The 26,272-nt window shown below is 45.4% G+C and carries 26 protein-coding genes, 1 tRNA gene and 1 riboswitch; of the genes, 19 read left to right on the top strand and 8 right to left on the bottom strand.

Annotation, left to right across the window (positions count from 1 at the left end; translation table 11 throughout):
- Nucleotides 1–4 precede the first annotated feature (4 nt).
- From DHAF_RS05545 to DHAF_RS05560, 4 genes are all read right to left on the bottom strand, one after another.
- Nucleotides 5–613 (bottom strand): GTP-binding protein, encoded by a 609-nt coding sequence (locus DHAF_RS05545; protein ID WP_018306281.1) that lies wholly within the window; start codon nt 611–613, stop codon nt 5–7.
- 213 nt (nt 614–826) lie between these two features.
- The gene (locus DHAF_RS05550) at nt 827–1,459 is read right to left on the bottom strand and encodes a corrinoid protein (protein ID WP_015943207.1); all 633 of its coding nucleotides are present in this window, start codon (nt 1,457–1,459) and stop codon (nt 827–829) included.
- Between the two features lie 48 nt (nt 1,460–1,507).
- Nucleotides 1,508–2,311 carry a methyltetrahydrofolate cobalamin methyltransferase gene (locus DHAF_RS05555; protein ID WP_015943208.1) on the bottom strand — a complete coding sequence of 268 codons (804 nt, stop codon included), beginning with the start codon at nt 2,309–2,311 and terminating at the stop codon, nt 1,508–1,510.
- Nucleotides 2,312–2,677: 366 nt separating this feature from the next.
- Nucleotides 2,678–4,225, bottom strand: coding sequence for a PucR family transcriptional regulator (locus tag DHAF_RS05560; protein ID WP_015943209.1), 1,548 nt, complete (start codon nt 4,223–4,225; stop codon nt 2,678–2,680).
- A gap of 187 nt (nt 4,226–4,412) precedes the next feature.
- Between DHAF_RS05560 and DHAF_RS05565 the strand changes: the two genes are divergently transcribed.
- The 7 genes from DHAF_RS05565 (at nt 4,413) to DHAF_RS05595 (ending at nt 12,081) form a co-directional block, all read left to right on the top strand.
- Complete coding sequence (locus tag DHAF_RS05565; RefSeq protein ID WP_015943210.1) at nt 4,413–5,429, top strand: uroporphyrinogen decarboxylase family protein; 1,017 nt, start codon at nt 4,413–4,415, stop codon at nt 5,427–5,429.
- Between the two features lie 338 nt (nt 5,430–5,767).
- Nucleotides 5,768–7,231 (top strand): methyl-accepting chemotaxis protein, encoded by a 1,464-nt coding sequence (locus DHAF_RS05570; protein ID WP_015943211.1) that lies wholly within the window; start codon nt 5,768–5,770, stop codon nt 7,229–7,231.
- 578 nt (nt 7,232–7,809) lie between these two features.
- Complete coding sequence (locus DHAF_RS24945) at nt 7,810–7,968, top strand: hypothetical protein (RefSeq protein WP_018306282.1); 159 nt, start codon at nt 7,810–7,812, stop codon at nt 7,966–7,968.
- Between the two features lie 122 nt (nt 7,969–8,090).
- Entirely contained in the window at nt 8,091–8,591 is a 501-nt protein-coding gene (locus DHAF_RS05580; RefSeq protein WP_015943212.1) for an RNA polymerase sigma factor, read from the top strand.
- Nucleotides 8,588–9,712 carry a DUF2275 domain-containing protein gene (locus DHAF_RS05585; protein WP_015943213.1) on the top strand — a complete coding sequence of 375 codons (1,125 nt, stop codon included), beginning with the start codon at nt 8,588–8,590 and terminating at the stop codon, nt 9,710–9,712. The genes DHAF_RS05580 and DHAF_RS05585 overlap by 4 nt, the downstream gene beginning before the upstream one ends.
- A 153-nt stretch (nt 9,713–9,865) precedes the next feature.
- Nucleotides 9,866–11,113 (top strand): MFS transporter, encoded by a 1,248-nt coding sequence (locus tag DHAF_RS05590; RefSeq protein WP_015943214.1) that lies wholly within the window; start codon nt 9,866–9,868, stop codon nt 11,111–11,113.
- Between the two features lie 62 nt (nt 11,114–11,175).
- Nucleotides 11,176–12,081, top strand: coding sequence for a selenium metabolism-associated LysR family transcriptional regulator (locus DHAF_RS05595; protein WP_015943215.1), 906 nt, complete (start codon nt 11,176–11,178; stop codon nt 12,079–12,081).
- A 139-nt stretch (nt 12,082–12,220) separates the two neighbouring features.
- Here the strand turns inward: DHAF_RS05595 and DHAF_RS05600 are convergent, their stop codons facing one another.
- The 3 genes from DHAF_RS05600 to DHAF_RS05610 are packed head-to-tail and all read right to left on the bottom strand — an operon-like array spanning nt 12,221 to nt 16,850.
- Complete coding sequence (locus DHAF_RS05600) at nt 12,221–13,564, bottom strand: MFS transporter (RefSeq protein ID WP_018306283.1); 1,344 nt, start codon at nt 13,562–13,564, stop codon at nt 12,221–12,223.
- Entirely contained in the window at nt 13,557–16,232 is a 2,676-nt protein-coding gene (locus DHAF_RS05605) for a phosphoenolpyruvate synthase (protein WP_015943217.1), read from the bottom strand. Before DHAF_RS05605 ends, DHAF_RS05600 begins: the two co-directional genes overlap by 8 nt.
- A 12-nt stretch (nt 16,233–16,244) precedes the next feature.
- Nucleotides 16,245–16,850, bottom strand: a complete 606-nt coding sequence (locus tag DHAF_RS05610; RefSeq protein WP_011461687.1) for a TetR/AcrR family transcriptional regulator — start codon at nt 16,848–16,850, stop codon at nt 16,245–16,247.
- Nucleotides 16,851–17,055: 205 nt separating this feature from the next.
- Here DHAF_RS05610 and DHAF_RS05615 point away from each other — a divergent pair, with 205 nt between their 5' ends.
- The 6 genes from DHAF_RS05615 (at nt 17,056) to DHAF_RS05640 (ending at nt 21,462) form a co-directional block, all read left to right on the top strand.
- Complete coding sequence (locus DHAF_RS05615) at nt 17,056–17,427, top strand: PadR family transcriptional regulator (RefSeq protein WP_015943218.1); 372 nt, start codon at nt 17,056–17,058, stop codon at nt 17,425–17,427.
- A complete protein-coding gene (locus DHAF_RS05620) occupies nt 17,414–18,073 on the top strand; it encodes a permease prefix domain 1-containing protein (protein WP_015943219.1) in 660 nt (219 codons plus the stop codon). Before DHAF_RS05615 ends, DHAF_RS05620 begins: the two co-directional genes overlap by 14 nt.
- A gap of 23 nt (nt 18,074–18,096) precedes the next feature.
- Entirely contained in the window at nt 18,097–18,660 is a 564-nt protein-coding gene (locus DHAF_RS05625) for a hypothetical protein (protein WP_015943220.1), read from the top strand.
- Nucleotides 18,661–19,516: 856 nt separating this feature from the next.
- The gene (locus DHAF_RS26730) at nt 19,517–20,020 is read left to right on the top strand and encodes a methyl-accepting chemotaxis protein (protein ID WP_242659985.1); all 504 of its coding nucleotides are present in this window, start codon (nt 19,517–19,519) and stop codon (nt 20,018–20,020) included.
- Between the two features lie 115 nt (nt 20,021–20,135).
- Nucleotides 20,136–20,753: a hypothetical protein gene (locus DHAF_RS05635; RefSeq protein ID WP_015943222.1), complete on the top strand. Its 618-nt coding sequence runs from the start codon at nt 20,136–20,138 to the stop codon at nt 20,751–20,753.
- A gap of 73 nt (nt 20,754–20,826) precedes the next feature.
- On the top strand, nt 20,827–21,462 hold the full coding sequence (locus tag DHAF_RS05640) for a hypothetical protein (RefSeq protein ID WP_005813658.1): 636 nt from the start codon (nt 20,827–20,829) through the stop codon (nt 21,460–21,462).
- Nucleotides 21,463–21,574: 112 nt separating this feature from the next.
- Here the strand turns inward: DHAF_RS05640 and DHAF_RS05645 are convergent, their stop codons facing one another.
- The gene (locus DHAF_RS05645) at nt 21,575–22,228 is read right to left on the bottom strand and encodes a flavodoxin family protein (protein WP_015943223.1); all 654 of its coding nucleotides are present in this window, start codon (nt 22,226–22,228) and stop codon (nt 21,575–21,577) included.
- Between the two features lie 199 nt (nt 22,229–22,427).
- A riboswitch (glycine riboswitch) is annotated at nt 22,428–22,518 on the top strand.
- Nucleotides 22,519–22,660: 142 nt separating this feature from the next.
- On the opposite strand from DHAF_RS05645, the gene DHAF_RS05650 reads away from it, so the two are divergent.
- The 6 genes from DHAF_RS05650 (at nt 22,661) to DHAF_RS05675 (ending at nt 26,052) form a co-directional block, all read left to right on the top strand.
- Complete coding sequence (locus tag DHAF_RS05650; RefSeq protein ID WP_011461681.1) at nt 22,661–22,963, top strand: ACT domain-containing protein; 303 nt, start codon at nt 22,661–22,663, stop codon at nt 22,961–22,963.
- An 11-nt stretch (nt 22,964–22,974) separates the two neighbouring features.
- Nucleotides 22,975–24,342 (top strand): PFL family protein, encoded by a 1,368-nt coding sequence (locus tag DHAF_RS05655; protein WP_011461680.1) that lies wholly within the window; start codon nt 22,975–22,977, stop codon nt 24,340–24,342.
- Between the two features lie 136 nt (nt 24,343–24,478).
- Nucleotides 24,479–24,814: a cupin domain-containing protein gene (locus DHAF_RS05660; RefSeq protein ID WP_015943224.1), complete on the top strand. Its 336-nt coding sequence runs from the start codon at nt 24,479–24,481 to the stop codon at nt 24,812–24,814.
- A gap of 53 nt (nt 24,815–24,867) precedes the next feature.
- A tRNA-Ala gene (locus DHAF_RS05665) sits at nt 24,868–24,945 on the top strand.
- A 323-nt stretch (nt 24,946–25,268) separates the two neighbouring features.
- Nucleotides 25,269–25,460 (top strand): hypothetical protein, encoded by a 192-nt coding sequence (locus DHAF_RS05670; protein WP_005813666.1) that lies wholly within the window; start codon nt 25,269–25,271, stop codon nt 25,458–25,460.
- Nucleotides 25,438–26,052, top strand: coding sequence for a Fic family protein (locus tag DHAF_RS05675; protein ID WP_020502637.1), 615 nt, complete (start codon nt 25,438–25,440; stop codon nt 26,050–26,052). Before DHAF_RS05670 ends, DHAF_RS05675 begins: the two co-directional genes overlap by 23 nt.
- Nucleotides 26,053–26,272: the final 220 nt, after the last annotated feature.

Here is a 26,272-nt window from a genome sequence, read left to right on the forward strand (position 1 = left end):
TTAATCACCCCATTTCACTTATCATATCCTGCCAGCATTGAACAGGTATTTCTTCCTTCGCAGATATGCAAATAACCTTTGCGGCTCTGGAATATTCTTGGACGCTTATTTTTACTTGAGCAAGTTCACTGGCATTTACAAGATCTTTTTTATTCACCAATACTTGCGAACTCTCTTCAAGTTGTCCCGCTACCAGCGGTTCCATTGCACTTACTAATCTTCTCCATCTCTTTGCATCTACAATGGTTAATATATAGGCCCCAACTCCAATAGCCTCAAAGATTGCTTTGCTAATGCTTCCGGGAAAGGCAACACCAGTTGCTTCAATAATCAGCCAGGCAGGATTCAGTTCGTTTTGCATTTTTTTAACGCTTGAAACCAGCTCTCCTGCCAAAGTGCAGCAAACGCAACCGGCAAAGAGATTTTCAACAGTGAATCCAGCGTTGGCAAGAATTTTATCATCGATTCCTACCGTGCCGATTTCGTTTTCCAGAATTGCTACTTTAATCTCAGACTTATTATCTCTTTCCTGAGTGATTAGATACTTTGCCAACTGCAACAGTACACTTGTTTTTCCTGAACCCAAAAAGCCACCCAAAATTATTATTTTCACATGCATTCTCCTTCTCAGATATATCAGTCCCAAGATTTTGCCTGCCAAATTCATGAAATAAACAAGCTCTGCTAAAAAACGCATACAACAATACAGTCCCGGAAAAATCAGACTAAGAACCTAAGTCACAATTTTTCCGGGACATACGAGATTAAGGGAATAAGTAAAGTTGAAAATCACTATGAACCCCAACTGAGTAAGGCGTCGGATTAATTACACGTTGACTAATTCCTTTGCTTTGATTGCTGCGCTGCCTGCATCCCCAGCATAGCCGTCGGCACCGATTTCATTAGCATACGCCTGCGTTACAGGAGCCCCACCGACAATAATCTTAAATCCGGTAAGTCCGCTCTCTTTGATGGTTTGAACTGCTTCCTTCAGAGCGGGCATAGTTGTCGTAAGAAGTCCTGAACAAGCCACTAAAGTTACGTTCCCATTTTCTTTAATTGCCTCTACCCATTTAGAAGCAGGGACATCTACACCAAGATCAACCATATCAAATCCTGCGCTTTCTATCATCATGCCAACCAGATTTTTCCCGATATCATGAAGATCTCCTGCTACCGTCCCGATAACACAAGTACCCAAAGAAGCTGATGCATCACCTGTCAGATGCGGCTTTAGAACCTCAACGCCTTTGGCCATTGCTTTGGCGGCCAGCAGCATTTCCGGCACATAAATTTCTCCGGCGGAAAATTTGTCCCCAACCACACTCATTGAATCAACCATTGCCTGAAGAAGTTCTTTCGCAGTATTTCCTTCATCCAATGCTGCTTGTACCAGCCCCGGAACAATTTTGGTTTTTCCCATCTCCACCGATATTTTGACTTCATTTACTTTCGCCATGACTAAATCCTCCCATACTTTTAAAATATATATCCGCATTCATGTCGGTTATTTTTTTTGACCGAATCGTCCCTCACGAAAGGCCCCAATGTATTCCATACAATATTCATCCTGCCCCAGCAGGGCTTCCGTTGCATGGATCATGCCGATCAAATCCTGATTGGTAGGGTCGATAATGCCGCTATCCATGCCCGCATTCATTGCGAGCACACAAAATGCCTGATTAACAAGTTTGCGAGCCGGCAGGTTAAATGAAATGTTGCTGAATCCACCGGTGACATGGATATCCGGATATTGACGCTTAATTTCTCTGATGACATCCATGATCATATTGATGCCCTCTTCCGAAGTACAGAGCATTTCGACAAGCGGGTCGATGTGCAGACGGGACGGCGCTATATTAAATTCTTTAGCCCTTTTCATGATGTGAGCAAACACTTCAAGGCGTTTCTCAGCGGTTTTAGGAATACCGGTGTCGTCGCAGAGCAATGCAACACATTCCCATTGGGTATCGGCAATGACCGGAAATACTACGTCAATCTTATCTCCTTCGCCGGATACAGAGTTAATAAGCCCCGATCGCTTGCAAAATTTGATGGCATCGACGCAGGTCTGGGCTTGTGGACTGTCAATACAAATAGGGGTATCACTGACTTCCTGCACTAAGTCAATCAGCCACTTCAGGGTTTCGAGTTCGATGCTTGTATCCGTGGATGCGCAGACATCAATAAAATCTGCACCTGCATTGGATTGGATTTTGGCAAGGTTGTGAATAAAAGCAACATCCTTTTCGGCGATCGCTTTAGCCACCGAAGGAATAGCACCGTTGATTTTTTCTCCGATGATGATCATTCTCATTCTCCCTTTTAATACTTTACAAACTAATTAAAGTCGGAAACAATAAATGTGCAAATTCGTTCTGTTACAGTTACAAGCCGGCTAGTCTGTAAGTCAGAGCAATAAACAGAAAAACATCCGTTTGGATTTGAACATTTAAATATTTGGAATTGATTGACTTTATTGTATGCCCAATAGGCTTGATAGTAAATTAGACACATTATTTACTTTTAAGGCGATTAATCTATACATCATGTAGTATGGTTTAATATAAAGCCACACTATATCATTCATAGAATAAAAGAAATATGCCCGGAAAATCGAAGCAACATCAATTTCCAGGCATATTTTTATGTCAGGTTAATCCGCATTATAAACATTCTATCCCCGTCTATCAGCTTTATAAAAAAGTCTGATAGATATTTTTATATAGAGAATGTCATCAGGGTCCTTGAAATTTATGCCGGCCAACTCTTTAATTCTCTCTAATCGATTGACCATCGTGGCACGATGAATAAATAAATCTTTTGCAGTCTTGACTGCGTTCATTTGATTGTCCAGGTAAACCTTTAATGTGTGAAGGTAATCACTCGAATTCGCCCTATCGTAGCTATCCAGGCCGATGATTTTAGGGGAACACAGAAATTGTCCGTCCAGTTCTTCAGTTAGCTTGGATTCCATATAAAAAAGGACAATATCTGAAAATTTATAATACCAACGGGAAGGGAATTGGTCTAAGCCAATTCTCAAGCTGATTTTAGCCTGCACATAATGAGCTTGAATATCCACGATACTGGTAAAAACATTACTGTATCCCACTCGGAAATAACCGTCCCGCAGAGTCTCTAAATAGACCGAGTTGAAACATTCTCCCGAACCATTGTAATACTCCAAATTGACAATGCAAACAATTTTACGTTCATACTCAAAGGCACAGCAGCCTTTGAAATCGCGATTGATCATCTGACAATAATACGGGATTGTCCGGTTATAGTAATCCCTATCACTCGGCATTATACTGGCGCACAGGAAAGGCCCGTCATAATTCCAGCCATGCTGTGAAACACTGTTTTTCAAGCGCCAGCTTTCAATCGATTCGCCGCTGATAAGGGCGGAGAAAATCTCAACCATATGTTCTCGCGGCATAATGTCACCACTGTAGCCGGCCAGGTCGTATACAAGTTGAATAAAGGATGTGAAAAAATGCAAAAGCCCGGCTTCATAACCCCGAAAAGTACTGCGATCCTCGGCGATTACGACTCGGCATACAAAATCATCCTGGAAGAACACATTCATACAAATAACCCGGCAAATGAAAATACTGGGTTCATAGATAAAAGGTTCCCTCATGTTTTTTACATTGGAATAAATAAGATCATTCTTAAAAAATTCCACATGCTCCGTCGAGAGCCTGCCATGGCTGTCAGGCTGCTTAATACCAGAAATCTCACACATATGAATCGTACTGTTTGATTGACCGATCAACTTGAATTCAGCGTTCATCACAACCAGTTCATTGTTTAAAAACTGCGCCATTTGCTCAACCAGGTATTGAATGCTTTTTCCCTTATTAACCGCCTCATGGAGTCTAAGTTCCAGAGAATTATATTCAAAAAAAATCCGGTTAACTTCGTTGGACAGCTCGGCTACTTTCTTGGACTGATCAAGTACAAGTAATATAAGCGGCGATTTAGTATACAATTCTGCAGGCATACCGATGCAGATCAGTGCCGCCCCTTCTTGCACGATCATCTCTTCCGGTAAATTCTCAGCATGAGCAATGTTGAGAACCCCGGCATTTAAAACCTTCGTACTCTCGCAATACATTTCCGCTCTCTCCAAATTAAAGGGAATATCGGTATTCAGATAGTTTTTATAAATAATATCTCCGGAGATTCCATCTTCTATGATTCCCATACAGAGCTTCATGACAGTCCCTCCCACAATGTCCTATACACATTGTATATAATATCCGCTTAACAATCAATGTTTCTGTATAATTTACTTCGTTATTCCAATGCATTAAGCTTGACTTAATTATTTATATCTTTATCAAGCTATACAATGTATATAGCACGCATAATATCATTCGAACATTTTTAAGGAGGGTTTTGTAATGACCATTACAAAAAGAGAAAATTATCTTATGGCAATGAACCATGAAAAGCCCCTTTGGACGCCCGTTTTTTTGTATGACAACGCTGCCGTCGGTTTTTGTGCCGCACCTGGCCCCTGGTTTGAGAAAGGTCCGGTCGGCGGTGGCTACGACGGATTCGGGGTGCGCTGGATTACTCCCGAATCGGGGAGCGGCACACCAATTCCCGCTCCCAATGAATATATTCTTACTTCGGAAACGGTTCAGGACTGGAAAAAACTTGTCAAGTTCCCCAATGTCAATGATTTCGACTGGGAAGATTATGCTAAGGCCGAATTGACACCTTACAACAGGAACGAAGTGACGATCGATTTCGGCAGCGGAAATGGTCCCTTCGAGCGTCTGGCTGCTCTGATGGGTTTCGAAGAAGCACTCATTGCACTTCTCGAAGAACCTGAAGCCTGTGATGAATTGATCGGAGCTATTGTTGACTATAAGATCGAAGTTGCTGAAAAAGTGGCAAAATACTACAAAGCTGATTATTTTACAAATTATGATGATATTGCTACGGAACGAGGTTTGTTCATGTCTCCGAGCACTTTCCGTAAAATCATCAAACCCCATACCAAGCGCATGTACGATGCTATAAGATCTTTGGGCATGCAGCCCATACAACACACCTGCGGCTATGCTCAGGACGTCATCGAGGATTTCATCGAGATGGGCGCTCAGGCGTGGACCTCTGTGCAGCCAACTAATGATATTGTCGCGCTTCAGAAAAAATATGGCGATAAAATTTCCTTTATTGGCGGTTTTAATACCAATGGCCGGGCGGCACAGGTGGACGCCACCGATGAAGAAATTGTGAAAGAGGTCTATCGCACCCTTGACACCTATGGCCCGCAGGGAAGTTTCATTTTCTTTGCCTATAAGCTTGCAAACACGTTGGATATGAACAAGTTTATGGCTGAATGCATGCGAGCTATTGGCCCAGCAATCGCTCGTTCAATGGAGAATGCCGGGCTTAGCCAAGTTTAAGAGCCTATCCTGTTATAGCCATCCTGCTATAAATGAATGAGGGGCTGTCGCAAAACGTTTATAAATTAACGTAAGGCGGCAGGCCCTGTTTTTCTAGAAAATTGGCCGCGAGTACTGACTGACCGGCCGTATTTGCATGTTCCGATATTTTATATATAAATTGATTTTTATTGAAATATTTTTCTTAACAAATAGCAACCTCTTTATGTGAAAGGGAACACTTAAAAAATTATAACAATGCAGAACCTATGGAAAAACATAATCTATGAGTTTCTCTATAATCAACTACGTTTGTTTATCGAAATCCATAGAAAATGATAAATAGGAGGGAGCAAGATATGGGTGATCAGACAGTTATGGAAGAACATGTAAAATTCATTAATTTTTCCTTTACTCTTATCTATTGGTTTGCGTTTTTGGCGACTTTAATTTTAAGCCTTATTGGGATTTTTTCTAACTCTTATTCGGCGATTATATTAGCTGTCGGTGCGACCTTTCAATCTATACTGATTTATTTTAAAAAGCCAGCCGACATTGTCAGTGCTCTCATTATTTTGGTTGGTTTTGCCGCACCTTCCAACATTGCAATGGATATCCCCGCGTCTGCAGGGGTGTATGGAACCATGTTTTTGTGCATTGCGGCCACATATCTTAGTGGCAGGCTCATAGCAATAAGTGGCATAGCTGAAATCTGTTTTCTTTTGTTTATAGGAATAGTCCAACGGGCCTATAATTTCAATGAATTTATGGCATCTGTTTTCGGGATGGTCTTTGTCGTTTGTTTCCTGCTTTTCTTGACTCTGGCAGGAAACAAAATAATCAAGAGAGTTATCGCCAAAGAAGCTGAGGCCAAAGGACACCTTACCAACCTAAGTAAGACATTGGACACTATCCTTTTGAGTACTGCCAGCCTGGACAAATATGTCGGCAATTGTTATCAAAGTATCGCTTCTGTAAAGGAGTCCAGCAACACCCTAACCCGAGCCATTCAAGAGATAACCCATGGGGTTATCAGCCAGACCGATAGTATCACTCACATCAACATCGGGATAAAGGATGCCAATCAGGAATTCATCAGAATCAATGAAATATCCAAGCAATTAACCGAAGTTTCCCAAAAGGCAAGTGAAGTTGTATCGGCAGGTTCCGAAAAAATCCATCTGATGGATAATCAGATGGACATTATTAAGGAGACCTCTACCAAAGCTTGTGCGACAGTCCAGGAACTGGACAGTAATATGGAGGAAGTTAATCGCTTCCTTTCCGGTATCAAGACGATTTCAGATCAGACCAATTTATTGGCCCTAAATGCGGCCATAGAGGCAGCGAGAGCAGGGGAATCTGGAAAAGGCTTCGCGGTGGTCGCCGATGAAGTGAGGGTGCTTGCCGAACAAACAAACATTGCGGTTCAGCAGATTAACAATATCATAAATCAAATTAATGCCAAAACCAAAAATGTCCTGGATGAGGTGAACAGGGGCAATATCGTCGCTGAGGAAGGCGGAATCGCAGTAAAGTATGTATCAGATAGTTTTGAAAGTATTCACCTGTCCTTTATGAATATTGAACGAGCAGTATCCAACCAATTCAGCAAAATCAGTGAGACATGGACTTTACTGGAAAGTCTGCAGGATGAAGTCCAGAGTATCGCAAGTATTTCCGAGGAACACGCTGCTGCTACAGAAGAAATGAATGCTATTTCCGAAGAACAAGCAGCAAATATTGAAGCGATTTCCAATCTCATGGGGGATGTCAAGCAAGCTAACGTTGATTTGCTCGATGCTGTGAATCTAAAGAATTAAAAGCTCCTGACCCGTTGGAATAATCAAGTAAACAGTGCCTCCTACAGTAATCTCTATTAATCTGTAGTACAACGCAAGCTGATTAAAACAAATACCGGGAGTAGCGCTTAAAATGCTGTTCTCGGTATTCTTATTCAGTCATATTAACTTTTAGGTACGCTAATCTCCCATGAAAAGTTCGCTCCAAATTTCCAAGCTCGGGTCTGTTGACAAACAGGGTAAATTCTAACAATCGAGGGCCATCAACAAAGAGTAACCCGAGGATTTCTCAGATTATGGGTGGGCTCCACAGCGGACTGATTGATTTTCCGGATTGGACACCCGGAAAATTGTGTAAAGCATGTTGAAGAAGCCTGCAGAACGAACGGCAAAAAATATTTTATTCCCTGTCTGACTTCCGGATTGCCTGTGGATTCTTTCCCGGGCGTCTATGAAACCGTAACGAAAGAGATCAACAAAATGAGCAAAGAAATGTTCTAACTTAGCTTGTTCTGGTTTGCCAATATTCCTTTGGCAGCAATAAAGCTTCTTTTTGAGGGGTTAGCGGTGAATCCTCACAAAAGGTGTCTAATACTTTAATGGAGATAAAAACCGCTGAAGACGAAATAAGCAAGCAAATTCACGAAATAAGTTTGGCGAGTCAGGCTCAGGCAGCGGCTACAGAAGAAATAACATCCTCTTTGCAGGAGATTGTATCTTCATCCGAAGTGTTGGTAAATCTGGCAAAAATGGAGTAAGATACAGATGTAGGTATAAGAAAATGGTGAACAAGGAGTAATTTCCCGTTCACCATTTTCTTATACCCGGTGTAACTTTTCGGCCTTGGTCAGCACTAATAGGGTAGAGGAGGGAAGATAGAGTGAAAACCATCGAAGAAATCTATAAAACCTATGAAAAGCCTATCTTCCACTACTTCTATGGCCTGACAGGCAATACCCATCTCGCCGAGGAATTGACTCAGGAAACCTTTTTTCAGGTCCTGAGGACTTTTTCCGGATTCCGGGGGGAAGCCCAGGTGACCACCTGGCTGTACAAGGTGGCGCGCAATGTGTACAGCATGTGGAAAAGAAAGCAGAAGACAAGTTTCCCACTGCCCGAATCGGATGTGTTAAAGGGGCCGGCGTCTTATGAACCGGATACGGTTCTGGAATTCAAAGAGAAGCTGACGCTGACCGGAAAAGTCCTTCAAGAGCTCCCTGAGAACTATCGGGAAGTATTCTGGCTGAGGGAATGGCATGAATTGGCTTATGAGCAGATCGCCGTGATTATAGGGAAGTCGGTGCCCTGGGTAAAAGTTACCTTACACCGGGCCAGGCTGCAGTTCCGTAAAAACTATGCAGAAAAGGAGGGAAAAGAATGAAGGAGCCAACTTCTCTCCCATGTGAGTTGATTCAGGATATTCTCCCTTTGTATGTGGAGGAGGATGTCAATCCCAAGACGAAGGACCTGGTAGCCAAGCATTTGGAAGAGTGCGGCTCTTGCCGGGACTTCCTCAAGGAATTAAAAAATGAGGAGCCTGTGCTGGATGATATTCCGGAAAACTTGCCGGAACCGGATACCTTTAGAAAGTGGTTTAAGCGCCTTAGGGCAGGAGCGATAGCGGGGCTGATCATCTTAATATTGGCAGCTGTCGGGATCGGTGTGGTGAGCTATAAAGCCGGGACTGTGGCAGAAAAGGAAACGATCGGCACCAAGGACGTGGTAAGGGTATTGAAAAAGGCAGGACTTAGTTTGAAAGCCAGCCAATCTCCGGTCATCGATCCTAATGAATGCCTGTTGGGGGATATTCGGCCCAAGGTCTATAATTTAGACGAGGAAGGTTTCAGCCAGTTGTATATCTATGAATTTGAATCGACTTTAGCGAGGAAAAAGACTATAGAGGGCATAGAAAGGCAGGATAATCCTTTTATGCAGCGGATGTCTCACCGTGCTTATGCCGCCAAAAATATGGTGCTGGTTATGACCTTCAATGTGGCTCAGGAGAACATGGAAAACATGGAACAGGCGGAAAAGATCTTCGCTCAACTCGCTCCCATCACCTTTACCTTAGGCAAAACCGTCTTTTATGATTTGAACCAAGGGGAAAAATGGGTTCTCTATGGGGAAGGGGAGCATTGGGAGGCCAAGCTCGTGGTCGCTGCTTTTGAAGAAAAGTGGATTGACGAAAAGGGTTATAAGCAATCAAGGTATTATGTCAATAAAACCCCTTTTATTAATTACAAAGGAAATCCGGAGGAGATAGAAAAGATCAGCTATGGATTCCAACATGGTCTCCATGGGCAGAGATCCGGATTTGAAGGAGGGTTTAGGCAAGGTAACTTTGATGAGGAACAGACCCATGTCTATGGAGGGTCGCCAATATTCTGGGGCGAATTTGGCTTTAGTCAGACCTATATAGTCGATAAAAACGAACCAGGGCAATTCTCCGCTGAGTGGAATGGCGAAGAAGAGAGCTTTGAATTGACCTTACAGGAATCATAAAAGGAGAGGGGCTGTGCGAACAGCCTCTTTTTAGCTGGACAAATACCTCCATGGTGAGGCCGTGAGTATATACCTGATCAATATCATGCAGTATAATAGACAACAGACAAAGACAAAATACGGAGTAGGTTTGCAAAGAAACGATTGGAGCGGATGGTCCTGAATAACAAGCCGGAGTGGAAGAAGAATACGATACTCTTTTTAACCAGCCAGACTATATCCCTCTTTGGTTCATCCTTAGTTCAATATGCCATTATGTGGTATATCACCTTAGAGACTCAGTCAGGAATTATGATGACGATCTCCATTATCTGCGGTTTTCTGCCCACTTTCTTTCTCTCACCTTTTGCGGGAGTATGGGCTGATCGCTATAACCGTAAACGGCTGATTATACTGGCAGATTCCATGATCGCCATATCTACTTTGATTCTGGCTCTGCTGTTTTTCGCCGGATACAAAATGATGTGGCTGCTCTTTGTGATGTCCGCTATCCGTGCTCTTGGCGCAGCGGTGCAAATGCCGGCGGTGGGGGCATTTATCCCTCAGCTGGTGCCGGAGGATAAGCTGCTCAGGGTAAATGGCATAAACGGAAGCATCCAATCCGCCGTAATGCTGGTATCACCGATGTTAAGCGGGGCCCTGCTGACCTTTACCACCATTGAAGCGATTTTCTTCATCGATGTTATTACAGCGGCTCTGGGTGTCTCGGTTTTGTTGTTCTTTTTACATGTGCCCGCCCACCGTAAAGCACAGGAAGCGCAAACAGTCAGCTATTTTGCCGATATGAGCCAGGGGCTGAAGTATATCAGGGAACATGCTTTTCTAAAAAGTTTCTTCGTCTTTTGTGCTTTGTTCATGATTATGGCGGCACCGGCGGCTTTTCTGACACCTCTTCAAGTCGCCCGGACCTTTGGGGATGATGTATGGCGTCTTACCGCCATTGAAATGACTTTCTCTGTCGGCATGATGATCGGTGGCATTCTGATGGCAACCTGGGGTGGCTTTAAGAACAGGATTCATTCCATGGCCTTAGGAACCCTTGGCTTTGGAGTCTGTACCGTTGCGCTGGGAGTCATTCCTGTTTTCTGGCTCTACCTGGTTTTCATGGCTTTCGTAGGGGTGTCTATGCCGATTTTTAATACTCCTGCAACGGTAATGCTTCAGGAAAAGGTGGAACCCGATTTTCTGGGCCGGGTTTTCGGGATTCTCTCCATGATCTCCAGCACCATGATGCCCCTGGGGATGCTCATTTTTGGCCCGCTGGCGGATAGTATAGCCATCGAAGTGCTGCTGATCGGAACCGGCGTGATCATGGTCCTGGAGAGCGTTTTCCTTTTTGGCAATAAGGTGCTCCTTGAAGCCGGCCGGCCGGCGGTTAAGCCTATAGAACCCGTGAACTAGATCCACAGTATAGGTTACAAAGCTAAGCAGACTTCTTTAATAATTAAAGCTGGGAGAATGATATGGATTTTCGGCAAATTGAGGCGTTTGTTTCAGTCTATCGCTTGCGGAATTTTTCCCGGGCGGGCAAAGCCCTATTTCTGACCCAACCGACCATCAGCAGCCACATCAGTGATCTGGAGACTGAATTGGAGGTAAAGCTATTTGACCGTTCCAGCCGGGAGGTTATGCCTACAGGCGCAGGGGATATTTTTTATCAGTATGCAGTTAATCTGTTAGAAACCAGAGATTGCGCCATTTCCAGCCTTAATCAGCATAATCGTCAGATTGAGGGGAGATTGGAGATCGCGGCTTCCACTATCCCCTGTCAGTATTTACTGCCTAAGCTCATGATAGGGTTTCAAAAAATAAACCCTAATATCAGGTTTCTGATTCATCAGGGAGATACGAACCAAGTTATAAAAAAAGTCCGGGAGAAGAAATACCAAGTGGGGATTGTCGGTACCCGCACAGACGAGGATAAACTGGACTATGAGATCCTTACCAAGGATCGTCTGGTGCTCATTGCCGCCAGGGATTATATAGAAGCAGCAGACAGCCCCTGTATAGCGGTAGAGAGTTTGCTGAAGAAGCAATTTATCCTCCGCGAAAGGGGCTCAGGCACAAGAGACACATTTGAAACGGCACTTAAGGAAAAAGGTATTGATCCTGACACGCTCAAGGTTGTGGCTGAGATGAACAACACGGAGGCCATCAAGCATGCCGTGAGTGAAGGTTTGGGAGTGGCGGTGGTCTCATCCCTCAGTGTGGGTAATGAACTGAAATCAGAAGCCTTTCAGGCATTTAGTATTGATGGCCTTGAGCTTGAGCGGTCATTTTACTTGGTGACTTATCGGAACCAGCCCCTTTCCCCCAGCGTAGCTGCCTTCCGGGAGTTTATCCTTAATTATTACAGCAACCATGCATAAGCAGGAAAAATATAAAAATTAAAATGGCTTCTTAATAGAAATAATACAGTATATTTTGAACAGTGGGTTCGCTGTGATCCGCTGTTAGTGAGCCCGCTGAGCATTCCTGTACTGGAGAATTTTATTGAGCACCCCAGTGTCAAAGTAGCTCATTAAGCACCCCGGCAAGGCAGAGGATCACCAAGAGTCCGAAAGAACCGGTAAACTCCCCGACTCCGCTGGTGAGGCCGACCTCGGGCAGCATGCCGATCAGCAGGGTTACTCCGATGGAGGCACCAAAATACCGCCCCAGTTGGACCAAGCCGCTGAGCACCGTTCTATCCGCACTTTCTACAGCGTTTTGAGAATTGATCAGGAAGGTGGCCATGATCCCGCCGGCGCATAAGCCCATCAGGATCAAGCATAGGCAGAAGGGGACGAGCTTAACGGTATAAAGAGAATACAAGAGAAAAACAGAGCTGACAGAAAGCAGAAGCCAGAGATATCTGGGGACCTGTCCTAACTGAAGCTTGCTCAGGCGGCTGCCCCCAAGCAGCCCGGAGGTGAGGCTGACCATAAAGATCAGAAGGGTTTTGCTTTCATCCAGCGGGAAGCCCTGCCGGCTGAGCATGACTCCACAGAGGGGGAGGAGCGCAGCCAGACCGTACATGATGGCTCCCGACAAAATGGCGCTGATGAGGGAGCGGCGAATAATTTTAGTTTTGAGGAATTCCATTTTGATGATGGGATTCTTTTGTTTTCTTTCGTTGATCACCAGCATTGCCCCGGTGAAAAGCAAAGCCGGGAGCAGGGCAGATTCTAACAAGCCGAACCGGCCCTGATGGCTGAAGGCATTGGCAAGGGTGACGGCGAGAAGGCAGAAGCCTCCAAAAAGCAAACCGCCCAGGATATCGATCTCCTTTAGCTTCATGCTGCTTTTGTTCTCTTGTACCGTTTTGCCCAGAAGCACCAGGAGCATGGAGAAGGCAATCATCCCCAGGTTCAAAAAGAAGATCCAGGACCAGCCTAATTCCCTGGTGATAAAACTGCCCAGGGGCGGGCTTAGAAGATTGGAGAGAAGTTGAACCAGGCCAAACAGGCCGATCATTTTTCCCCGCTGCTCAGCCGGAAACATATCGGAGACCATGGCCATGGACACGGGGCTGATGATTCCGGCTCCGACCCCCTGAATGACCCTTGCCCCGATGAAGTGGGGCATACTGGTGGCGAGACCGCCGCAGAGGCTGCCTAAAGCAAAGAAACACATGCCCAGGATGAAGAATTTCCGCTTGCCATAGATATCGGCAAACTTGGAAAAAAGGGGGATGGTGACGATGGAGGCCAGCATGTAACTGGAGAAAACCCAGTCGTACAGAGCGCTTCCTCCGATTTCTCCTACGATAAAGGGCATAGCCGTTGCTAAAATAAGCTGCATCATACCAATGGAAAACATGCCAAAGAGCAAGCCTATAAAGCCAAGAATAAAGCATCCCCTCCTATTCATCAAGAATCAGGACATAGCCCGCATCGCCCTCCACGCGGATCTTCTGGCCGGTTCTGATTTTTTTGGTGACATCCGTTATTCCCACCACAGCGGGGATGCCATACTCCCTGGCTACCACGGTCCCGTGGGTGAGCAGGCCGCCGACTTCCATGACCAAACCGGAAGCGTTAATAAAAAGAGGAGTCCAGCCGGGATCTGTAAAGGGAGCGACTAAGATCTCCCCCTTGTTGACAGAGGCTTGGGCAGGGTCGGTGACTACCCTGGCGATGCCCTCAACCCTCCCCGAGGATACAGGCATGCCGATCAAGGAGCCGACGGGAAGATCTTCTCTCTGGTAGCTGGCCTTAGGCTCTTCGCCGTCGCTGGTTAGGAGGCGGGGAGCACTGAGCTTCTTATAGTGGCGGTACTCTTCTTTCCTTTGCTCCACCAGCCCGGTGAGGCTGTGGTTATCCTGTATGGCTTGATAAAGCTCCCAAAAGTTCACATAGAAAATATCTTTTTCGGTTGCCAGCAGACCTTTTTCTACCAGGTATTTGGCTTCGGCTAAAAAGGCCCGCTTACAAAGCAGGATCAGTTTCATGATCAAATATTTAGGATGTTCACGGACAGGCAGATAGTTGCGGACTATTCTAATCAGCCTGCGGACAAGCTTGGCTTTCAGCCGGCCATGTTTGTCCGCCACTTCCTTAACCAGATCATCCGCCGCCTTCAGGGCTTTTTCCTTGGTAAGCTGGTATTCCTGGCGGTGAATGCCTTCCGGAGCAGAATGGACGATGGCCAGAATGGATTTGGCTAAAGGCTCGGGATGCTCGATCCAGCGGTCCTTGGCCATATCGATCTCACCGGCGGCCCGCATATCGTATTTGGCCATAAAAGTGCGGAAGGCTTCCTTGAAGGTTTCGTGCCCGGGGAGGTTATGAATACGAGTGAACAAGGTGCCGTAATCTTCATTTTCAAACTCATGAATTAAATCAGGGGAGCGGCGTACCTGATCAGCCAAATCGCCGATGAGAAGCCCCATTTCTGTAGTGATATTTCCTTCCAGCCCGGTGACAAGGATACTGGTGTAGTTCCGGCTTCCCAGCAGTTTTTCTTCCCAATGCTCCAGAGCCTTGAAGCTTACGATGGCCGGTATCAGTCTGGGCAGGAGATTTTTGAAATCAGCTGTAAAATCTGCCGTTCTCCTGATCGCTTCCAGTCGGTCGGTGCCCGGCTTGGCTTGCTCTATGGCCTTTTCAGCATCCCTGACCCGGTTTTCAATATAGTCATGGATAGATTGGATAGCACCCTCGGGCCTCTTGAAAAGAATGGCTTGGATAGCCTTAAAGACAATAGGCTTAAAAAAGCTTTTAAAAGCTTTAACCGTTTTTTCATCCTTTTTGATACGACCGGTAAAGCCGGGCCGGTTGATCAGTTCAGCCATGGCCTCGGCAGCCAGAGCGTCCACATTTTTAAAGAAGAGAGGAAAGGCTTTGCGGGCGGTTTTAAGAGCCAGGATTTCACTGATATCGATATAAACCCTGCCGGCCGCCTCTTTGACCCGCTGATACTCTTCAGCACTGCGGGTGCCTTTGTCAAAGGGAAGCATCAGCCGCAGCATATCAATGCCGAGAGGGGAAATAGGATCGGTCATAACCTGAATATGATTTAAGGAAACATAGACATGCAAGGCATCATCTTGGGGGAGGGGCGTGGGGAGAGGATAGAGGGAGGTGATGGCCCGGCTCTGCAGAATGCTCAGAGTCGGCGAACCATCGGCAGAAAGCCCGGAGCTCAGGCACCACTCGATGTCCTGGGGGCAGCCGTAGTGCTGTTCGATAGCTTTACCAAGTTCGGCTAAGTCCTGAATCAGAGAGTCATCAAGAACTTGACGGGTGGCTTTTTCCCCTGTGATTGCCACTTTTTCGGTTCCGCCGCCCGGGACGGGCAGGATAGCCAGCTTTTTCTCGGCGATGGATTTGCTCTGAATCTGGCCTGATGCTTTATTAAAGGTATAGATATCCGGTGAGACAAGTCCGGAGACAAGAGCCTCCCCCAGGCCATAGCCGGCATCGATGGAGATAAGACCCCGGTGTCCGGACACCGGATCGGCAGTAAACATAATTCCGGATACTTCGGGAAAAATCATCTTTTGAACCACCACGGACATATAGACCTTTTCCTGGTCAATGCCGTTTTGCATACGATAGAGGATGGCTCGATCCGTAAACAGCGAGGCCCAGCAATTGCGAACAGCATCCAGAATTCCTTCTTCCCCCTTGATATTCAGATAAGTATCCTGTTGACCGGCAAAGGAGGCGAAAGCCAAGTCCTCAGCGGTGGCGCTGGAACGGACGGCATAGTAGTGTTGTGCCCCTGATTTTTGCAGAGCATGGAGGACGGCTTCTTTGACAGACTGGGGAATCTCCGCCATCCTGAGTCTTTCCCGAATGGCTGAGCCAATGGTCTTAATCGTCTCTAAGCCGGCGTCTTTAATGGTTTCAGCTATATAGGCAGGGAGGTTATTGGCCCTAAGGAACTCTTGGTAACTTGCGGTGGTTACGCAAAAACCATAGGGTACAGGAAAGCCTGCTTTGGTCATTTCTCCAAGGTTTGCTCCTTTTCCGCCAACGAGTGGCAGATCCCTTTGATCAATATCATTAAAGAATAAAGTGTAATGCTCTTCCATAACGTGACCTCCTTAAGCTTTAGCCCCACTTAAAAGCACTTCAATGAGCTGCTCCCGCAACTGCTCCAGCTCTGCAGGTTCCTGAACAAACTGGCAGGAGATGAAATAATTTACGGTGATAAGCTGAAAATTCCTGGCTAAAACCAGAGTCGGGATGTCCTTCCTCACTTCCCCGTTTTTTTGAGCTTCGGCAATCATATTGAGAATGACCTTCTCTAACCCACTGCGGTGGGGATGATTGAAAGGATTGGCTGAGGGAATATTAAAAAGGGTCTGCATCCTGAAACTTAAGTAGATGGCTGTCAGCTCCGGATCTTTGCCGAAAAAATCATGTCTGAAATCCAGCAAGAGCCGAAGCTGTGCTGCGATTCCTCTGTGCTCCTTGAGTTGAGCCTCCATCTCCTCGCCGAAATCCATGATGGCAGATTGAACATAGGCACTGAGTATGGACTCCTTATTTTCAAAGTAGTTGTACAATGTGCCTTTGGAAATATCGGCGTTTTCAGCGATTTCTTCCATAGAAGTTTCCGGGAAGCCTTTCGCCCTGAATAGTTCCAGGGCACAGTGGATGATGCTTGATTTGGTTTCTTCTTTTTTGCGTTCTCTTCTATTCATCATGTCTCGGTAAAGCCTCCCTAATGATTATATACTATAGTATATTTTTATCCTTATGACTAATATTATACTATCGTATAGAAATATTAACAATAATAATAGTGCAAAAAATAACTGATGAAAAAATAATTGATGAGAAAGTGTCTGTCATATTACTTTGACACACATAGTAATGTGTGATACGTTATATATCAAGAGGTGAGAGTCTATGGCAGCAACAATTTCTACCGATCTTATTCGTGGGCATACGGATACCGTTATTTTAAATGTTTTGCGCCAAGGGGATAGTTATGGCTATGGGATCTATAAGACGATAATTGAGCTCAGCGGCCATCAATATGAACTGAAAGAGGCGACTCTCTATACAGCTTTCCGGCGCATGGAACAAGAAGGTTGTATCGTTTCCTATTGGGGAGACGAAACCTCCGGCGGCAGAAGAAAATATTACCGGATTACAGATAAGGGTTTGGAAACTTACGAGAAAAATATCAAGGATTGGTGCCTGGCGAAAAAGATATTGGATAAGTTGGTTCTTAATAGGATAGATCAGGAAGGAATGGGTGGACATGAGACAGACTGAACACGAGTTGGAGCATAAAATCTCAGCCTATATCGACGCTTTATTCGCCGGAGTGGGGGCAAGTCAGCAGCTCTTTGATCTAAAGGAGGAGATAACGACCAATCTGAATGAGAAAACCTTAGACTATAAAAATAGGGGGATAAGTGAAGACCAGGCGTTTAAGGAAGCGATCGTGTCCTTAGGGGATTTGAGCGGTTTGGTGGCGGAGATGCGGCAGATTGGCCAGGATAAAGCAAAACAAGCCGTTTATTCCACCATGACGGCAAGAATTTCTCTCGCCGGAACTATAGCAGGGTCGCTGATAATTTTATTTGGATTTTTTAATGTTGCTATGTTATACTTCATGAAGCTGGATGCTGTTAGTATATCAGGGTCAGGAATATTTATCGTTGCCGGTGGTGCCCTGCTGACATACAGCCTATTGACCAGAGAAACCCGCCAAAAGTATGCTATGAATAAGATAAGAGCAGGGCTTTATGCTTTGTCGGTGGGACTGCTGCTCTTTGGTATGTTTTCGGCTGCAGTTGCCGGATTTGCTACAGGGGAAGTGTTTATTGCCATAGCTTCACTGATGATGTTTTTTCTCGTCGGCTTTGGTGTGTTCCTGTTTTTGATTTTGACCGGACCGGATCGCCGTAAAAGATAGTAACTGCGGAGGTGTTTCGAACCTTGTATGTTTATCTTGTGTTTTCGAAAACAGGCACATGGCTTTCCAGGGTTCTGACTCTTTTTACTGGGGAAAAATATGTTCATACATCCATCAGCCTTGACCATGACTTGAAAACCATGTATTCTTTTGGACGGGTTACGCCCAACAATCCATTTTCTGCCGGCTTTATTAGAGAAAATTTTAATAAGGGTGTTTTTTTAAAAAAGAGCAATTGCGAATGTATTGTTTACCGGATAAAAATCAATGAAATTCAACACGCGATGTTGATCAATGAACTGTCTCGGTTTATAGCAGCCGACCAATTCTTAAGATATAATTTTCTAGGGCTGTTTACTGCCGCCATGAAAATCCCCATGCGCAGAGAAAATCACTACTTCTGTTCTCAATTTGTTTCTGAGCTGCTCATGAAGATTAATTTATTGCAAAATCCGTTTCCGCCGGAACTGACTAAACCCATGGACTTGTATCACATCGAAGGTAAAGAAGAAATTTATCAAGGATTTACCTGGCAATTTGGGGCAGCATCTTTAGGGAGTGCTAATCGGGGGTGTGTTGCGAAATGAACTATTTCATTGCGCAGCAGCCCCTTTTTACGTGGAAGGTGTAACCTCATTTATTTTAATCGTTAGCATTAAAAAATCATATTGAAAGAATAGAGGACTTTTGCAGAGAAATGTCAAAATTGTGTATACATTAATCATTGTGGTTACTTTCACATGATGGGGGTGGAAAATGAATAATCGCTTAATGAATATATCTACCATCGGGAGTTCCCAGGCAGTCGCTGATGAATTGCACCGAGTCACCTCTCTATACTTTGGACATAAAGTCCAGATGAGAAACAAATATTATATCAAAAAGGTTCCGGCCAATTTAAACGACGATCTTTATATTGTCCTTCCCACAAGGGTGGAGGAAGCCTCTAAATATGTGGTCAGACAAAAGATCTTCCCTCTGGAGCTCGTTCCCGAAGACCTTTTTTACATAAGAGTTGCCCGCCTTCCCGCAGGAGCCAATGTGGTGATCTTTAACAATAACGGTTCCCAGGCCAAAGCCATAGAGCAATACCTTCATGAGCATGAGGTCGACCATGTAAATTATAGTCTTCTCCCATTTACTGAGATGACTAATGATCAGGCTAAGGAAATATTGCAGCAAGCTGATTACATCGTTGGCATGCAGGGCTATGTAGGGCCTAAGGGAGTTCTCTGGACTCATTACGGACAATACTTTGATAAACATAGGGTATCTATTATCGGATTTAATCGGGCCATTAAACCTGAGGATATACTGCATCTGACCGAAAAGGTGGTAGAATTTAATTTTAATCAAATACTGTCCAACACCCAAGGGATCAGCTTTGACTTAAATGCTCATATTCAGGAAGTTATGAGTTCAATGGAAGGTATCGTGAACTTTATGCAGGATACGAATTCAAGTATCCATGAAGCCCACGACCGCATCCAGAGGCAAGTGGAGCGTATCGACGAAACCATTGAAGTTACCAATGATCTCAATACCAATACCCAGAAGATTGATGAGCTGATTAATACCATCAAACAAATATCGGATCAAACCAATCTGCTGGCTCTTAATGCAGCTATTGAAGCAGCTCGTGCCGGAGAAGCGGGGAGAGGCTTCGCTGTGGTCGCCGATGAAGTAAGAAAGTTGGCGGAAAGAAGCAAGCAATCCATCCAATTCATCCAGCAGCTGGTTGCCAATATAAAACAAACCAATCATCGCACCGTTCCTTTGCTCCACTTCTTAGCCGGAGAAATTAAGGACATGGATGGAATTATTAACAAAATACTCAATAGCTCCACAATCAATCAAACGGAGGCCAAATCCATATCGGAAGCCTTGAATCGTGTTACGAAGATCAGTGAGCAACTGACCAATGAGTTTATAGCCTTTAGTTTCTAGTGATTTGAATTCCAAAAAACGGATGAAGAAAATCGTCAGATAGAAACATCCCCTCCCGTCTTATATACCAGTAGCAGCTATGATGCTTCGAGGTATTGGAATGGGAGGGGATTCTATGTTTAAATTTAAAATTTCTAGAACTTTGATGTTGGGGATGTGCTTGACTCTGGCCGCTTCCGCTCCGGTGTATGCAAGTGAAGACAGAGATATGGGCCAGGTTTCAGGTGTCCAGCCGGCCCTGGCGAGCATGATGGTTGAACCCAGTGATCCGGTGGTAAGCCCTGGGCAAGAAGTTGATCCGGCACTGGCGGAACTGAACAAAGGGATCTATCAATTTATCTTCGAGGAACATCGCGGTGAGTTCGGGGACAAGGGGTTTTCTGTCACTCATACCGGCCTTATGAGTGATTATGTAGAGATCGGCATTCAGCCTTATAGTGAAGAAAGTGCTCAATATCTTTATGATAGGTTCGGTAAGGAAAAGGTGAAAGTGGTTGAAGGGGAATTCGCTTCGCCTTTAGCCGCAGCTGCAGGCGGAGCTGAGCCGGCTGTGAATCCTCTGGCTTCCGGTGGGGAGACAAGGAATGAGGCGCAGGCGGAGGGTGTTTCCGCTAAAAGTGACGAGGCTCAAGGAGAAGGTTCCGACGCTATGCTTTATGGATTAGGTGCTGCGGTAGTTCTGGGAGGAGGGGCTTTTGGAGTAAAGCGCACTCTTTCCCGGAGCAAAAAATAATCCCAGTGAAAAGAGTAAAAGAAATGGGGATGGAGATACTCTCTGTTAAGAAGAACTACCGAGGTGATGCACAGTGTTTAAGAGATTCCTGATTATTTTGGCTTCAGTGCTTTTACTGGCGGGTTGTGCGGCCAAGACGCCCCAGGATCAAAATGCTGATCTGGATAAACCCGGGCAGCAGGTAGGGACGGATTTGCCGGTCGGGGACCAAGGACAGACAGGCCCTGGTGTAGGACAAGGTAACGAGACAGAACAAAGTGCCAGCCTGGGAAACATCCATCTGGGCGATCCCTTCAGCCAGGCAGAGAAAATCTTAGGCAAGGACTATCAAGAAACTTTCTATGATGAGCCTGGGCATTTCCCTGAAGCCTGGTACAGCAGAGAGTATAAGCAAGGCATCAGGCTCATTGTCGGAAAAGATTCCGGCAAAGTGCTGGAGATTGACGCTATTGCCGCGGACTTCGCCACCAACCTCGGTGCCAAGGTAGGAGATACCGCTGAGAGAATTAAGGACGTGTATGCTGACAAATACAAACCCTTTGAAAGCAGACATGGTGAAGGACCTCTGGAAGGCTTCTATCTGCTGGAGGATGGTCAGCTCATGATCTTCGACTATAACAGGGAAGATAACCAATTGGTCAATACGAATGTGAAGCCGGATTCTAAGGTGGAGATGATCAGGTTGACCCAATCTCAATATCTGGATTAAAGGCGATAAACAGGCGAAAACGCATCCGCAATTTGGGATGCGTTTTTGTTTGGAAACCAATCCGCCAAACCATAATATATTAAAAATAGGGGAGGGAGAGAGTTTTCACGATCTATTCAGCATTACGCCCGGACAGCCTGGCTCCCAGGTCAAAGGCTTGCCGGCAATCCTGAGGGAATCGCTCTTGGCGCACCTGGGCTTTATGCTGCTCATTAAATCGAGAGGCTTCATAGTTGGAGTAGTTGTCAAACTGATAGGTATCTGTGGCCAGGAGATATTCGGAAGGTCCATTAAGGAGTTCGAGGCTGCGGGCATTGGCTTTAAAAACCGCTTCGTAACCAAGCTGAGGCAGGAAATCTTCGGGAACATTCATCGTGTAGATAAAACCTGAGGCCACTTTTCTTGGGAAAAAAGTACGCTGGCCTTCATTATAGGAAAGAAGGGAGAAAAACAGCCGCTCCAGGAAGGAGCGCATTGCTCCGGTGACATTGCCAAAGTAAATGGGCGAACCCAGCAGCAGGGCATCGCACTTCAGCACTTCTTCCAAAAGGGGGGTCAGCTCATCTTTAAGGACACAATGCCCTATCCGGCTGGAGTTCTTGCGTTTGCACCCAAAGCAGCTGATGCATCCTTTATAATTCAGATCATAAAGATGAAACAGGTCTGTTTCGGCACCTACAGATTGCGCTCCTTCAAGGGCTTTATGCAATAATGTAGCCGTGTTCCATTGCTTGCGGGGGCCGCCATTAACAGCAATAACCTTCATAGTCAATACCTCAACTCCTTATGTTAATGGGTTTGCTTAATTGAGCAGTAATTTACCTTCACTTCTATTATATTAGGGAGAGTCTTAAAAACAAAGGTTTGCAATTATGAGCAAGGATGTTTATAATACTGAAAAGAAGTGAATAACTGGATGAGGTTTTCAGGAGAACAGGGTAAGCTAACCATGATGAACTGAAAACGGACAGAACTCTGGAGAGTTCCGCAAGGACGCCGAAGGGGCAAGACAGCAAAGCTGTTCAATCTCTCAGGCAAAAGGACAGAGCGCATAGTTTGTGAACGATGCTAAGGCAGGCGATAACTGCCAATAAGCGGGTTCGCAAATGCTCGTGTACCGGAGTCAAACTTAAGATTTGGCTTTTTTTTATTGGTGAAAAGAAAGGAAAAAAACAAAAAAGAAAAGGGGTAAAGAAAAATGAGCTTAGAACCAACCCGTGATACGTCCAATCGCGTGATTATTTCCATCTTAGGCAAGGATCAAATAGGAATTATCGCCTGGCTGACCGGGCGCTTAGCTGAAAAATCCATCAATGTCCTGGATCTCAGTCAAACTATTCTCCAGGGTTTTTTCACCATGATTATGATCGTGGATGTTACTCAATCCACGGCCTCCTCCTTAACCGAGCTCACCAAGCAATTGCAAAGCGAGGGAGAAGCCCGGGGCTTAAAGGTCAATGTCCAGCATGAAGATATTTTTGAATTCATGCATCGAGTATAGGGGGGATTATAGTGAAAATGCATCTGGCTCCTCAGGAAATACTGCAAACCATTGCAATGGTGGAAAATGAGAATTTAGACATCCGTACCATCACTATGGGCATAAGTCTGTTGGACTGTGCCGGAGATGATGTACAACAGGTGGAACAAAAAATCTACGATAAAATTACCCGTCAAGCTGAGCATTTAGTCAGTGTAGGGGAAAGCTTAGCCGCTCGTTACGGCATTCCTATTGTCAATAAAAGAGTCTCGGTAACTCCGGTGGCCCTTTTAGGCTCCAACTTTAATCCCGAAGAAATGGTCCGCTTGGCTAAAGCCTTAGACAGAGCGGCCAAGACGGTGGGGATTAACTTCCTGGGAGGTTTTTCCGCCCTCGTTCAAAAAGGCTTAACCAAGGGAGACCGCTCCTTAATTGAAGCGATTCCCCAAGCCTTGGCGGAGACAGAGTTTGTCTGCTCCTCGGTGAATATCGGTTCCACCAAATCCGGAATCAATATGGATGCTGTGCTGAGGATGGGGGAAGTCATCCTGGACAGCGCCCGGCGGACAGCGGCTCAGGATGGCATCGCCGCAGCCAAGCTCGTGGTCTTCTGCAACGCCCCGGAGGATAATCCCTTCATGGCCGGAGCCTTTCACGGCGTGGGAGAGCCGGAGGCGGTGATCAACGTGGGGGTCAGCGGTCCCGGCGTCGTTGCCCATGCCGTCAAGAAAAGCCCCCAGGCGGATTTGGGAGAACTGGCCAACCTCATTAAACGAACCTCCTTTAAGATTACCCGCATGGGAGAATTGATTGGCAGAGAAGCTTCCCAAGCTTTGCAGGTTCCCTTCGGCATTGTGGATCTTTCCCTGGCACCGACCCCGGCTGTGGGAGACAGTGTAGCAGAAATTCTTGAGAACATGGGACTGGAACGCTGCGGCGCCCATGGGACCACGGCTGCTTTAGCCCTGCTTAATGATGCGGTGAAAAAAGGAGGAGCCATGGCATCCTCCCATGTGGGCGGTTTAAGTGGAGCCTTTATCCCTGTCTCCGAAGATGCAGGCATGATCGAAGCTGTGGAAGTCGGCGCCCTGAGCATCGAGAAGCTGGAGGCCATGACCTGTGTTTGCTCGGTGGGATTGGATATGATCGCTATCCCCGGAGATGTGGAGCCGGAAACCATCGCCGGGATTATCGCCGACGAGGCTGCTATCGGCATGATTAATAAGAAGACAACCGCGGTACGGGTGATACCGGCCATCGGCAAAAAGGTGGGGGATCGGGTTGAGTTCGGCGGACTGCTGGGCAGCGCCCCGGTGATTAAGCTGAACCCCTTCTCTTCCCGTGAATTTATCCGGCGGGGCGGCAGAATTCCTGCCCCCATAACCAGTCTATCCAACTAAAATTGTCCTTTGCTGAAAAAGAGAATTGGAAAGTGATTCCAATCACATTTTTTTAGGGTAATTCAGGTTAGAATAAGTCATAAGCAAATGATTGAATCATAAGCAAATGGCCTGCAGGAAAAAGGGGGATTTTATAATGGCACAAATTATGAAAAATATTGAGTTTTCCCAAGTTCTGGACCTGAAAGAGCTGATTACTTACCAACAGGGACAAGTGATCAGCCGCACCCTTGCTCAGACTCCTATCGTCAGCATTACCCTGTTTTCCCTGGATGAGGGGGAGGGAATCAGCACTCATACCACTTCGGGAGACGCCATGGTGCAGATTCTGGATGGCGAAGCGGAAATCACCATCGGAGATAAAGTCTTGATCGTGAAAGAGGGAGAGACCCTGATCATGCCCTCCGACGTTCCCCACGGTTTGGAAGCCAGGAAACGGTTTAAAATGCTTTTGACGGTGATTAAGTACTAGGAATAATATTTTGATGAGGCAGACGCGGGAGCCTGTCTCTTAGCTAAAGACGTGGGGATGTAGCTCTAGCACTGTGGGAAAGCGCTTGCCTCGCATGTAAGAAGTCGTGGGTTCGAATCCTATCATCTCTATCATGAAATAAATGACGGTATAATATCTGACCATTTTTAGGTATGTTCAGATTTATACCGTCTTTGTTTTATTAACAGATATGTCTACAAAAAGCATAAAACGAATTCTTAACCATGCCAATAATATCGGAGTTCCTGTATTAAAAATGGGAATTATCTAGTGATGCAGATAAGCTAACTGCTATAAAGATAAATTAACCAGTAAATATGAACGCATAATATTCTGGCATATCTTTCGACTAGTGTAGCTCTTATTGGTTTAGCCTGGATTATTGTTTAAGTTTTAAGTAAAAATATGGTATAATAAGACGAGGTGGTTTTAGGTGAGAGATTTAGAAAAATTAATTGATGAGGTTAACGGCTCCATGGCGATGGAAGGAATGCCACTTACGCAGTCTGATAAGGATAGAATCAGATATTGTGCAGGAAATGATAAATTGGTTGAGAAAACCATAGCTGAACTCGTTAAAAAGCATACAGCTGCCCACGACTATGACCATGAACAACAATTATGATTACAGTTATGAATGGGATCACAAATATTGCTATCCCCATTCTAATGTGCTGATAAACAAGCTGAGAATTGAGGATGCGGAAAAACTGCGCATAGCAGAAAGAGAAATCACCTCTTTGCGAATTGCAAATGCCAAATTAAACGTTATACGAGGTGATTTTGATCTGCTTCATTTGAAAACGATCCACAAGTATGTATTCGGCGATGTTTACGAATGGGCTGGCAAACTTCGATGCGTTAACGTGGCAAAAGGCAATATGTTCTGCAACTATCAGTTTATTGAACCAAATGCCCATATACTATTTCGGAAATTAAAAGAAGAAAACTACCTTAAAGACGTCCCCCGAGATGAAGTTCCACTTCGTTTGGCGTTCTACCTTAGCGAGATTAATGCCCTACACCCTTTTAGGGAAGGTAACGGTAGAGTGCAAAGGCTCTTTATCGAATATCTGGCTGAAAACATAGGTTATCAAGTGGACTTTTCTCAAGTGACCGACAAGCAGATGGTTGAAGCAAGCGCTGCTTCTTTCTTGTGTGATTATGCTAAAATGAATGAGATTTTGATGGCGATAACCGAACCTCTTTCTGAATAACAAATATTAACAATCAATCAAGCACTATTTTGAGGGTGCTTTAAGCACGGACCGGGAGAGCGCTTGCTTCGCATGTGAGAAGTTGTGGGTTCGAGTCCCATCATCTCCATCCCAAAAGACATACCTTGTCATATATTACTATCTGGAATTCGTCTGTGCGAGTCTTTTTCGTTTTAGGGGAGGGGTTCCTGTGATAAAGCAAACCAAAGAAAGCTTAGAC

The sequence above is a fragment of the Desulfitobacterium hafniense DCB-2 genome, from assembly GCF_000021925.1.
GTDB classification, from domain to species: domain Bacteria; phylum Bacillota; class Desulfitobacteriia; order Desulfitobacteriales; family Desulfitobacteriaceae; genus Desulfitobacterium; species Desulfitobacterium hafniense.

Excerpts from the sequence above, each read along its gene's own strand:
- DHAF_RS05560 (WP_015943209.1), bottom strand. The coding sequence starts at position 4,225 with ATGAAGCTCTGTATGGGAATCATAGAAGATGGAATCTCCGGAGATATT.
- DHAF_RS05585 (WP_015943213.1), top strand. The coding sequence starts at position 8,588 with ATGAAGGAGCCAACTTCTCTCCCATGTGAGTTGATTCAGGATATTCTC.
- DHAF_RS05645 (WP_015943223.1), bottom strand. The coding sequence starts at position 22,228 with ATGAAGGTTATTGCTGTTAATGGCGGCCCCCGCAAGCAATGGAACACG.
- DHAF_RS05675 (WP_020502637.1), top strand. The coding sequence starts at position 25,438 with ATGACCATGAACAACAATTATGATTACAGTTATGAATGGGATCACAAA.
- DHAF_RS05610 (WP_011461687.1), bottom strand. The coding sequence starts at position 16,850 with ATGATGAATAGAAGAGAACGCAAAAAAGAAGAAACCAAATCAAGCATC.
- DHAF_RS05555 (WP_015943208.1), bottom strand. The coding sequence starts at position 2,311 with ATGATCATCATCGGAGAAAAAATCAACGGTGCTATTCCTTCGGTGGCT.
- DHAF_RS05620 (WP_015943219.1), top strand. The coding sequence starts at position 17,414 with ATGAGACAGACTGAACACGAGTTGGAGCATAAAATCTCAGCCTATATC.
- DHAF_RS05660 (WP_015943224.1), top strand. The coding sequence starts at position 24,479 with ATGGCACAAATTATGAAAAATATTGAGTTTTCCCAAGTTCTGGACCTG.
- DHAF_RS05605 (WP_015943217.1), bottom strand. The coding sequence starts at position 16,232 with ATGGAAGAGCATTACACTTTATTCTTTAATGATATTGATCAAAGGGAT.
- DHAF_RS05615 (WP_015943218.1), top strand. The coding sequence starts at position 17,056 with ATGGCAGCAACAATTTCTACCGATCTTATTCGTGGGCATACGGATACC.
- DHAF_RS24945 (WP_018306282.1), top strand. The coding sequence starts at position 7,810 with ATGGAGATAAAAACCGCTGAAGACGAAATAAGCAAGCAAATTCACGAA.
- DHAF_RS05595 (WP_015943215.1), top strand. The coding sequence starts at position 11,176 with ATGGATTTTCGGCAAATTGAGGCGTTTGTTTCAGTCTATCGCTTGCGG.
- DHAF_RS05600 (WP_018306283.1), bottom strand. The coding sequence starts at position 13,564 with ATGAATAGGAGGGGATGCTTTATTCTTGGCTTTATAGGCTTGCTCTTT.
- DHAF_RS05570 (WP_015943211.1), top strand. The coding sequence starts at position 5,768 with ATGGGTGATCAGACAGTTATGGAAGAACATGTAAAATTCATTAATTTT.
- DHAF_RS05635 (WP_015943222.1), top strand. The coding sequence starts at position 20,136 with ATGTTTAAATTTAAAATTTCTAGAACTTTGATGTTGGGGATGTGCTTG.
- DHAF_RS05550 (WP_015943207.1), bottom strand. The coding sequence starts at position 1,459 with ATGGCGAAAGTAAATGAAGTCAAAATATCGGTGGAGATGGGAAAAACC.
- DHAF_RS05590 (WP_015943214.1), top strand. The coding sequence starts at position 9,866 with ATGGTCCTGAATAACAAGCCGGAGTGGAAGAAGAATACGATACTCTTT.
- DHAF_RS05565 (WP_015943210.1), top strand. The coding sequence starts at position 4,413 with ATGACCATTACAAAAAGAGAAAATTATCTTATGGCAATGAACCATGAA.
- DHAF_RS26730 (WP_242659985.1), top strand. The coding sequence starts at position 19,517 with ATGCAGGATACGAATTCAAGTATCCATGAAGCCCACGACCGCATCCAG.
- DHAF_RS05650 (WP_011461681.1), top strand. The coding sequence starts at position 22,661 with ATGAGCTTAGAACCAACCCGTGATACGTCCAATCGCGTGATTATTTCC.